General features: G+C 49.3%; 10 protein-coding genes. 6 read left to right on the top strand and 4 right to left on the bottom strand.

The annotated features are described in order from the left end of the window. Window positions 1-209 precede the first annotated feature (209 nt). Complete coding sequence (locus JMW05_RS01095) at window positions 210-2,570, top strand: TonB-dependent receptor (protein WP_201503589.1); 2,361 nt, start codon at window positions 210-212, stop codon at window positions 2,568-2,570. Window positions 2,571-2,673: 103 nt separating this feature from the next. Here the strand turns inward: JMW05_RS01095 and JMW05_RS01090 are convergent, their stop codons facing one another. Beyond that, a complete protein-coding gene (locus JMW05_RS01090) occupies window positions 2,674-4,050 on the bottom strand; it encodes an aminotransferase-like domain-containing protein (RefSeq protein ID WP_227691385.1) in 1,377 nt (458 codons plus the stop codon). Between the two features lie 259 nt (window positions 4,051-4,309). On the opposite strand from JMW05_RS01090, the gene JMW05_RS01085 reads away from it, so the two are divergent. From JMW05_RS01085 to JMW05_RS01070, 4 genes are all read left to right on the top strand, one after another. Beyond that, entirely contained in the window at window positions 4,310-5,542 is a 1,233-nt protein-coding gene (locus JMW05_RS01085; RefSeq protein WP_201503587.1) for an MFS transporter, read from the top strand. Between the two features lie 659 nt (window positions 5,543-6,201). Further along, window positions 6,202-6,681 carry a phosphatase PAP2 family protein gene (locus JMW05_RS12135; protein WP_227691532.1) on the top strand — a complete coding sequence of 160 codons (480 nt, stop codon included), beginning with the start codon at window positions 6,202-6,204 and terminating at the stop codon, window positions 6,679-6,681. Window positions 6,682-6,758: 77 nt separating this feature from the next. Continuing rightward, a complete protein-coding gene (locus JMW05_RS01075; RefSeq protein WP_201503585.1) occupies window positions 6,759-7,595 on the top strand; it encodes a hypothetical protein in 837 nt (278 codons plus the stop codon). 78 nt (window positions 7,596-7,673) lie between these two features. After that, window positions 7,674-8,330 (top strand): glutathione S-transferase, encoded by a 657-nt coding sequence (locus JMW05_RS01070; protein ID WP_201503584.1) that lies wholly within the window; start codon window positions 7,674-7,676, stop codon window positions 8,328-8,330. A 142-nt stretch (window positions 8,331-8,472) separates the two neighbouring features. Here the strand turns inward: JMW05_RS01070 and JMW05_RS01065 are convergent, their stop codons facing one another. Continuing rightward, the gene (locus JMW05_RS01065; protein ID WP_201503583.1) at window positions 8,473-9,006 is read right to left on the bottom strand and encodes a DUF2058 domain-containing protein; all 534 of its coding nucleotides are present in this window, start codon (window positions 9,004-9,006) and stop codon (window positions 8,473-8,475) included. A 55-nt stretch (window positions 9,007-9,061) separates the two neighbouring features. On the opposite strand from JMW05_RS01065, the gene JMW05_RS12080 reads away from it, so the two are divergent. Next, on the top strand, window positions 9,062-9,187 hold the full coding sequence (locus tag JMW05_RS12080) for a hypothetical protein (protein WP_265090590.1): 126 nt from the start codon (window positions 9,062-9,064) through the stop codon (window positions 9,185-9,187). Window positions 9,188-9,205: 18 nt separating this feature from the next. Here JMW05_RS12080 and JMW05_RS01060 read toward each other — a convergent pair whose 3' ends face one another. Further along, window positions 9,206-9,793, bottom strand: coding sequence for an AAA family ATPase (locus JMW05_RS01060; protein WP_201503582.1), 588 nt, complete (start codon window positions 9,791-9,793; stop codon window positions 9,206-9,208). Beyond that, window positions 9,744-10,433: a nicotinamide riboside transporter PnuC gene (gene pnuC, locus JMW05_RS01055; protein WP_201503581.1), complete on the bottom strand. Its 690-nt coding sequence runs from the start codon at window positions 10,431-10,433 to the stop codon at window positions 9,744-9,746. The genes JMW05_RS01060 and pnuC overlap by 50 nt, the downstream gene beginning before the upstream one ends. Between the last annotated feature and the right edge of the window lie 106 nt (window positions 10,434-10,539).

The following is a 10,539-nucleotide window of genomic DNA, read 5'->3' as shown; positions in this document are numbered from 1 at the left end:
GCGGCGCAGTATCCCTTTAAAAATGAGTGAAAACGACCGCATCACCGCCAAAGTTTTGTAAACAAATATGGAAATGCTAATTATTATCATTTACAATACCTTTCACAAATGAGAGACATTTTGTAGGACGCGCCACACATCAGCGGCGCTTTGTTATTTTTTTCTTACGTATTTGTGCCTAAATACGCCACAACCAAAGTGAATCTATAATGAAAAGTCGTCACCCCCTTGCCTTATCCTTATTGACCTTGTGCATCAGCCAGCAGCTATACGCTGCCCCAAACGATACTGACATCGCAGCGGACGATACCGCGACCACTGTCAGCAGTGATGCCCCAACCGCCACCTTTGACGCCATCACGGTAAAAGCCAATGCCAAGACAGGCACGGCGCTGGCACAAAAAATCAGCGAAATGCCCGCCGTCACGCAAGTGATTCGTGAGGCGGACATTCAGGCGCAGGCGACAGGCAATCGCACGGTCGGGGACATCTTAGCCCAGCTCGTGCCCAGCCTTGGCGTAAGTAGCGGCTCGGTCAGTAACTACGGCACGACGATGCACGGGCGTCCTGTACAGTATTTGCTAAACGGTGTGCCATTGTCTGGCTCGCGCAGTCTGTCACGCGAGCTAAACAGCATCGACCCTGAACAAATCGAGCGCGTCGAAGTGCTCTCAGGCGCGACCAGCATCTATGGCGCGGGCGCGGCGGGTGGTCTGATTAATATCGTGACCAAATCAACGGCAGGCTATGGTTTGACAAGACAAACGCGCCTTGGCATCAACAGCAGCCGTGATTTTGAATCCGACTCGCTTGGCTACCACGTGGGACAAAGCCTCGGCTACGGCGGCGAGCGCGTGTACGGTAATCTTGATGTAGACTACGAGACCACAGGCGGCAAGTTCGACAGTCATGGCGACCGCATCAGCCCCGATGCCAACCAAACCGACAACCAAGACACCGACTCTATCAGCGTCAACGCCAACCTCGGCTTTGATGTCAGCGACACCAAGACCGTGAACCTTGCGGCGACCTATTATGACAGTCAGCAAGACACCGATTATGGCGTCGATTATGGCGATAACTTATCGGTATTGCTGGCGGGCGCAAAGCCGTCACTACGTGCCATCGATGGTGCGGACGTGGAAGACCAGCCGTACAACACCAAAAGCTCGGTCAATTTAAACTACAATGACAGCGACTTTTTTGGTTCAAATTTAAGCCTGACAAGCTACTATCGTAACGAAAAGGCGCGCTTTTATCCCTCAGGCAAGTCATTCACCAGTCAAGCCAAAGACGCATGGATTGCCAATGGCTTGACCGACCCCAATGCGCTAAAAAAATTGCTCGGCGCATCGGTCATCGTCACCCAATCAGAAGCCGACATCGACGTGATGGGACTGCGCGCCGCGATGCAAACCGAAACCGATATGCTGGGCAAAAATACCTTGTTCAGCTACGGCGCGGACTTTGAGCGCGAAGAAAGCGAACAGACCTATTATGGACAAGACCTTAATACCTTTATCGGTAGCAATGGTCTGATTTCAAAAAACAATGGCTTGAGCTACAACGGTGGACCAAAAACCACGATTGATAAATGGGGCGCGTTCGTCAATGCTGATGTGGACATGAGCGACAAGTGGCACACCAGTGCGGGCGTGCGCTATCAAAACCTTAAAGCCGATACTGACCGCTTTGTGCCGATTTATGAGCAGCTGTTAGAAGAGTACTTTGCCGACCCGCGCATCAAAGGCACAGCGGATGCCTATGGTATCGACTATCAGGCGGGCAATGTCGAGGCAGGCAGTACTGAGCATGACAAGGTGCTCTTCAACCTTGGCAGCAGCTATCAGCTGACCGATAACGACCAAGTCTTTGCCAATTTTTCGCAAGGCTTTACCACCGCAGACGTGCAGCGCGCCTTACGTGACGTGCGCGCAGGCTATGTGGTCAACTCGGACAATGTGCAGCCGATTTCTATCAATAACTATGAGCTGGGCTGGGCGGGCACGCGCGGTGATACCAGCGCAAAAGTCAGCGGTTTTTATAACGATTCGGACAAGACGGTACGCTTTACCAAAGACTATACCGTTGAGGTCGTCGATACGGACGAGCGCATCTACGGCGCTGAAGCCTCGGTCACGCATGACCTGAATAAAGACTGGCAGTTTGGTGGCAGCCTTGCCTATACTCGTGGTCAATACAAAAAAGACGGCGACTGGCTGGAGCTGGACGCAGTGCGCCTAACGCCACTTAAAGGCACGGCATACGCGCAGTACAACTTTAGCGAAGACAGCAACATCCGCTTGCAAGCGCTGGCAGTGGGCGGCAGTGACAAAGCCTTTGAAGACCAACAAAACGACCCAGAGGCGAGCGCGCAGCCATTGACAGGCTATGCGACCTTTGATGTGCTTGGGCAAGTCAAACTGCCTGTCGGACGCATGGGCTATGGCGTGTACAACATCTTAAACAAAGACTATCAGAGCGTCTATCACCAAACGACCTTTGGCGATTTAAACCGTTTGCCCGCGACAGGCACGACGTATGGCTTGAGCTACACCGTGGATTACTAATCGTTTTTATGTAATCGCTTTTATTTAAAATAAAGCATACCCAGCATAAGAAAACCCCGCGTAACGTTGATGTTAGGCGGGGTTTTTTGAAGTCATATTTTACCTATTTACATTTTTCCATCACCGCCTCTAACACCGCAAACACCCGCGCATCCACGCACTGCGCCACATTAAAGCGCATAAAACGGTGCGCGTCCGTCGATTGACTAAACACATTGCCTGGTGCGAGTACCATGCCTTCTGCCATACAGTCCCTTGCCAGCTTTGCTGCGTCCACGCCATCTGGCAGTTGACACCACAAAAACAGCCCTGTATTGGGTACAAGCCACGGCGTAATACCGAGTTTTGCCAGTTGGGCAAGGGCATATGTCCGCGCGCGTGCTAGCCGTGTGTGCAGCATACTCATGTGCTTGCGGTAGCCTGTGTCCATCAGCGCGTGCATGACCACATGCGCTGCCAAATGCGCGCCGCCAAAGCCTGTCGCCATCTTTAAATCCAGCAAGTCTTCTAATAATTCATTGGGCGCAGCAATATAGCCACAGCGCAAGGACGCAGAAATGGTCTTAGAAAAGCTGCCCATATAAAGCACCCGCGATAGACCATCGAGCGCTGCCAAACGCGGGGCGGGCGTGACCTCAAAATCTGCAAAGATATCGTCTTCGATAATATACATGTTCGCTTGCTGCGCCAGTTGCAGCACTTGATAGGCGGTGCTTGGGGTTAAAATCGCGCCCGTCGGATTATGAATCGCGGCATTGGTGATGTATAGGCGCGGCTGGTGCGTATCTATCATCGCGGCAAAGGCAGCGGTGTCCACGCCCTGCGGAGTATACGGCACGCCAATCACCTTGACGCGATGCGCGCGCAATAAGGCATAAAAATTAAAATAACAGGGGTCATCGACCAATACCGTGTCGCCAGCGCGTAAGATAAAACGGCACAATAAATCTAGCGCCTGCGTGCCTGATTCAGTGAGCATGATTTGTGCAGGATTTGCCTCAATGCCTAGACCGTGCATCCGTCTTGCCAGCAACTGGCGTAAGGCAGGTAAGCCAAGCGGCGTGGCGTAATCGCTTAAAACATCGTCTTCTGCCTTGGCTATCGTGCGCATTCCTCGGCGCACGCCCTCAAGATACAACCAATCGGCAGGCAGCCAGCCGCAGCCAGGGCGCAAGGTATGCTGCTGCGTCTCCAGCGACTGCCGCGCCACCCACAAGGGGTCAATCTCGCGCTCAATATCAGGCGCAATCTCCGCGAGCGACAACGGCACGGTACGCTCCGCCACATAAAATCCTGCGCCCGCCCGCGCATAGAGAATACCCGCACTGACCAGCCGCTCATACGCCTCGACCACCGTTGAGGGCGAACAGTCATACAGCGCCGCTGCCTTACGTACCGAGGGCAGGCGAGTGCCTGCGGTATAGGTCACGGTGGCGATTTTGGCTTTGATGTCTTGGATAATGGCGTCAATGCGGGTCAAGGGTAGCTCCAAAAATGATAAAAGAAAATCTCGTAAAAAGAAAAGGAGAAAAAATCAGCGCAATAAAAGGAAAAATTTAAAAATGGCAAATAATACAAAACAATTAAGCAAAATTGTATGGGTTGTGCCTAGTAAACAGTTTGCCTGAATTGTATGGGACTGTATATAGCGGGTGGTCAGCGTATTTGCTGTAATGACGGACAGTTCTTTCTTTTCTTAACCTAATACTTAACCTCATTTTGATTGCTAAGGCGCTGTTATGTTATCGACTTCATTTGCCAAAACCTCTAAAAGCACCAGCGCCGCGCCTGCTTCTTTAGCACTCGCGCTCGGTATGATTACCATCAGTGTCAATGTGCATAACCCGCTATACGCCCTCTATGCGAGCAATGATGGCTATGGCGTGCTGGCGACGACGATTGCCTTTTCGTGCTATGTGCTTGGGGTGATTCCTGTTCTGCTGGCGCTGGGCGGGCTGTCCGATAGACTGGGGCGGCGCACCGTGATGCTGGTAGCGCTGATATTGTCTACCATCGCCACGGTGATTATGTTGTTTTATCCGTATATCCGCGCGCTGGCGGTGGCGCGGCTGCTGCTCGGTATTGGCACAGCGTTGATGTCGTGTACCGCCACGGTGTATATGATTGAGCTGTTTGGGCAGCGGGCGCAAACGCAGGCGACCGCGTGGGTGACGGCGAGCACCAGTGTGGGCTTTGGTTTGGGTCCGATGCTCACCACGCTGTGCTTGCTCGTTTATCCGACAGATGCGCCCGCCAGCTTTTTCGCGCTGCTGGGCGGATTGCTATTGTCTATTGTTTTGGTGCTGCGTTTGCCCGAAACAGCAAAACTAAATACGGCGAACTCAACGAAAGGTAACGCTGCCACGCCCATGCTGCGTTTGCCCTATTTTAATAAAACCACCGTATGGTACGGCTGCGGGATTTTGCTGTGCTGGTCAACGACGGGCTTGGTATTGTCGGTAATACCGTCGGTCCTCAACACGCATGGACTGGCAGAGTACGCAGGCTTTGCATCGATGCTGGCGATTAGCTGCGGTTTGTTGTTTCAGCCTTTGGCGCGCCGTTTATCACCGATGGCGGCGAGCACATTGGGCTTAAGCATTTTATTGCCCGCTTATGCGCTGCTCGCGTGGGGCGCGCTATCAGGGCAGTTTGTTGCGGTGATGGTCGCGGCATTATTGACCAGCAGTTGCGGCTATGGCTTGGTGTATTTGGGCGGCTTATCAGGGGTGATGGCATCTGCGCCGCACGCACCCGCCCGCGCCAGTGCTGGTTATTTTTTACTGGCGTATATCGGCTTGAGTGTACCTGTCATTATGATGGGCTTGCTGGTCGATAGTTTGGGCATGACGCTGGCGTTTGTGGTCTTTGGCGGGTTTTTATTAACAGGTTTGCTGCTACTGTGGGCAACACAAAAGACAGTCATCCGCGCCGCCGAGCCTGTCACGGTGATGGAAGCGGCAACCACTTAGCATAAGCAAAAATAATACGTAAAATCGAAACCACAATTTAGTGGGTTAGTTATAAATAAGTTACAGAAAGGTTGAATGATATTTTTCGTAGCATCAAAAGACGAAGTCACAGCAAGCGAGAAAAATACCGTTTAATCGAGCATGTTTGTCATGTTGCATCTTTTTTATTAAGTATTGACTATATTAATAGGTAATGACATCAGCTGTCTCCAAAGGGTTAAAAGCTTCTAGCACGATTAACATCATGAAAGCATCATAAAGGAGTAACTTTGACCGAACCTTAAGATAGTATTGTCTCTAATAATTAGTTTAATCAGAAACAGGTATTTAGCCCAACATGTAACCTCTAAAATTAATATGCAATAATCACGGATATGATTCGCCCTAAAGCCGATCGCCTCTATTAAGTTTGGGTATAAGATGGGTCGGTGGTTTGAAAGCGTTGAAACGTAGAAAGTGATTTTTATTTAATATAAACGAGGTATTAGGTGCTGCTAAATCCATCAACACGTTTTAGACACCTAGGTCTTGCGTTAGCGATATTTTATCTGCTCTACAACTTGACGACTTTTTATAGTGTGTCCTTATATGAGCTTTATCCATCGAAAGTTCATAACCTAGCTACGCCGTTCGATAGCGTTGTTCCTTTTATTCCCGCTATGATTGTTCCTTACAGCTGGTCACTGGTTTTATTTGTAGGGAGCTTTTTTTTAGTACGGACGTTTACGCAATTATCTTTACTGTCCTACCGTCTAATTTTGGCGACCGTTTTCGCCTGCTTAATCTTTTACGTTTATCCTGCTCGGTTCTCATTTCATCGTCTGATATCTGATGATTGGACACAATTCGGCTATCAGTTTTTGCAGTTGGTGGACAAGCCATTTAATCAGCTACCCTCTTTGCATGTCAGTTATGCCATCTTGCTTGGTGTATCTTTATGGGATGTCGCAGAGTCCAAAAAACGATGGGTTTTGATACTTTATCGATTATTGCTGGTGGGTATATGTACATCGATTGGTCTCTCAACAGTGCTGACGTATCAGCATCATGTGTTAGATATATTCGGCGGGGTAGTGTTGGCCGTATTGGTGCTCATACTTTCAAATCGAGTCCGTATGCATTGGTGGTTAAACATCTGACAATAGGCGGTATCGGGTTTCTGTTGATAGCAATTGCAGGGTTTTACCTTGCTAATATGAGTATGATAACGAATGAAATGATAGAAACCTTTGCTATTATCATCGCTCTATACTGGCTGATTAGTTTTGCGATGTTGGCTTGTGCTTATCAGCAAACCAGATCAATGCAAGGTACACGCTGGTTTCAAAAGTCCAGTAGCGGACGACTTACCGCATATACTTGGATGAAGTTTGCTCCCATCATTATTATGTACAACGCTATGTCATTGTTGGGGCAGTGGTATTTTAAAGCTTTTTCAAAAGGTCAAAAGTATCCACTGACACCATATGCTATTAGTGACAGTGTTAGCGTTGTGGCTTCACCTCGATTGACACAGACAGGTATCAATACTCATTTAACAGATTGGTTGCGCTCGCCTGAAAATAATAAGCCTTCAGTTTGCTATCAAATTATCGTTGTTGATTTGGCTGCTGAAATATCTAGCCATGTTAATAAAGTTGCAATGACCCCTAAAGACACCGTGTCTACGCCTGTTCATTATCTATATTTGCCCTTATTGGACTTGCAACCATTAAGTGATGTAGTGCTCAAGGACTACATTGACTTATTTGAGCGAATTGACGTCTTGATACAATCTGCTGAGACAGAGGTACTTATCATCAATCATAAAGATAAAATAGAAGATGGCTTTATCACGCTTATCAATTTCCATTGCGTTATGGGGTTGTCACGTAGCATCGGCGTGCAGGTTTTATATTCGCTCTATTGTGGTACGCTAACCCTCTATAACTACCAATCGTGGCTTGAGCAGCATTACCCGCACGCCCATCTTAAAGATACTTATCTATCGCAGTCACTGGTAGAAGCTATAGCCAATTATCAATCGATAAAATATTCAAAAACGCCTTTGTAAGCATCGATACCCAGAGATTTGAGCCTACTGGTTTTTTTGACTTACTATTTAATGCCTATTCAATTGTGGAAAATCACTATGACTTCACCGCTTCATCGCTTGTATTCTTTTCGTCGTTGTCCTTATGCCATGCGTGCTCGTCTTGGCATCCTATTTGCCGAGCTGTCTGTAGCGCTGCGCGAGATTACGTTGAAAAATAAACCTGAGCAAATGCTAGCGATCAGCCCAAAAGGTACAGTGCCCGTTTTACAGTTGGCGGATGGAACCATAATTGAAGAAAGTGTTGAGATAATGATGTGGGCGCTTGAGCAAAACGACCCGCACGGACTCTTGACCCATGCGCCTGAAGAGGCGGCGGCACTGATAGCGCAAAATGATAAGGAATTTAAACACTGGCTCGACCGCTACAAATACGCCGACCGTCATCCTGAGATGAGCCAAAGCGACTATCGCGAGCGCGGGGAGATATTTATTCAAAAACTAGAAGCGCTGCTTGCTGATAATAACTACTTGCTCGGCGCGGACATCAGCGCGGCGGATATTGGCGTCATGCCGTTTGTGCGCCAGTTCGCCCACGTTGACCGCGAGGTGTTTTATGGTTTACCTTATCCGAATGTGCAGCGCTGGCTAACGGCGTGGCTTGAGCACCCGCTATTTATTGTCGCTATGAAAAAATACCAGCCGTGGCAAGCAGGTGATGAGTTGGTGATATTTGGGGAGAAAAACGTAAAATAAGACGTACGGTAAACAACAGACGATTGCCAATATGTCTGTCAAGCATATAAACACTGCCAATAACGCATCGCATTAACAAAAAAACCGCCCCAGCATTTGCCACGGCGGTTTTTTATTTTTAACGGTAACGCTCAGGCGACAGTTACCACATCAAATCATCAGGAATCACGTACGCGGCGTATGGGTCGTCCTCGTCCAGCTCATTGGCGTCTTTGTCATTGGACACGACGATAAAGCCTTCTTGCTTGCTGTTGATACGCTCCGCCAGTGGGTAGGGCAGTAGCGCATAGCCGTCCTCAAGGCGGGCGATGACCACGTGACCTGCGACGATTTGGTCATACAGTTTTTGCGTGGTGTGCAGCTTTTTGATTTTGCTGTTATCAACAAACTGATAGCTGACCTCGCCTGCGGTATCAGGGATTTGGTGCTGCTTAATCATCTGGATGATGTTGGCTTTTAGCGTTTTTTCTTCGAGCTGGCGTTGGCGCTCTTGGTTCAGCTGTTGGTCTTTTTCCAGCTTTTCCGCTTGCGCTTTGGCAAGGGCTTTTTTGCGCTCAGCCGCATCGCTATCGCCTGTACGCTGGGCGTGCTTGGCTTGCTTGTTGATTTTTTTGGCTTTTTTATCGTCGATTAGCCCAGCTTTTAGCAGCTGCGCTTGCAGAGCATTTTTACTCATAATGAAAATACCTTGTTGGTGGTGCATCGTGCGTGTGGCAGTCGGTCAATGCGTTATGGTAACAAATTTGCCGAGTGCTGTTGCGCCTTTTGATGCATCGGTTCAGGTTGCTTTTGCTTTTGCTTTTGCTTTTGCTTTTGCTTTTGCTTTTGCTTTTGCTTTTGCTTTTGCTTTTGCTTAAAACTTAAAAGTTACGCGTTCAGCTTTTTTGTTCAGCAATGTACGCCGCGACACGTGCCACCCGCGCTTCACGGCTGCCGCCCACGGTGATGTAGGGCAGTCCCAAACGCCCAAGCCAATCGAGAAAGTAGTCATACATCTCAGCGCGCAAGTGCGGACTGTCGCGCAAATCGTCCGCCACCCACGGAATGTCTACTTCGGTGACGACGATTAAATCATAATGATGCGCCTGTACTGCGCGCTTTATCGGCTCGGGGCAGTCACCATAATACCAATGCGAATAGATAAACAGCTCGGTCAGGCTGGTGTCACAAAACACGTGCTGACCCTGCGTGACCGCCGCTGCTGCCGCCTTATTTTCGCTGTCGATTTGCCCCGCCGCGATGGGTAGCAAATCCTCCCACGTGCAGACCTCGCCGCGCTCGTCCCATTTTTTTTGCAAATAGGTACGCATATATTCAGGCACCCACGGGCAGCCAAAATGCGCCGCCAAATCTTGGCACAAGGTCGTTTTGCCTGTGCTTTCTGCGCCCAATACCGCGACGTTAAACACGCCGTCAGGCGTATGCTGCGCTAAGCTGGCGCTGGTAGCGTCGTTGCCATTCATAATAAGCCCACATTGCAATTAAGGTAAATGCCACATACTGGAGCGCAGTAAAGCTGAGTCCCTTATAAAAGTACAGCGGCACAGAGATGGCATCCGCGACAATCCACAACAGCCAATGCTCGATTTTGCGCTGCGCCATCAACACCATCGCCATCAAAAACAGCGCCGTGGTCAGCATGTCGGTGTAGTCCACCCACGTAAATAAATCTAGACCCAGCACCGCACCTGCAAAGTTAAAGTCATTATTAATCACAGGTCTAAAGTAATAAATCAGCGCGACAAACGCCACCGTCACCGTAGAGAGTAGCGCCATCAGCGGAATGTCTTTGCGGCTGACGTGCTCGATAGTGACCGCATCTGCCTCGCGTGTGTTCTTGTGCTGTGACCAATTAATCCAGCCGTAGATACTCATCACGCTATAATAGGCATTAATCAGCATGTCGCCGAACAGCTGCCACTCCCACAGCAGATACACAAAAATCGCCGTACTGACCAGCCCAATCGGAAAGGCAAGCACGCTCGTGCGCTTGGCAAGCAGCACGCTGGCAACGCCAAAGACTACACCAATCAGCTCAAGAACAATAAATAACGTCGGATACTCGGCATATTGCCCAAACAGCCACCCTATCAATTCCGCCACACGCGCTCCTTTATGTCGCTGCAAAAACTTGAAAATAAAATGCTTGCTATTATATAGCAGATACGCCTGTGCCTTTTACTCTTTTGCAGTAGGCACACCCGAAACG

The sequence above is a fragment of the Psychrobacter aestuarii genome (assembly GCF_904846035.1).
Lineage (GTDB): Bacteria > Pseudomonadota > Gammaproteobacteria > Pseudomonadales > Moraxellaceae > Psychrobacter > Psychrobacter aestuarii.
Note: the sequence above shows the minus strand (reverse complement) of the source record. Positions and strands in the feature narration are given on the sequence as shown.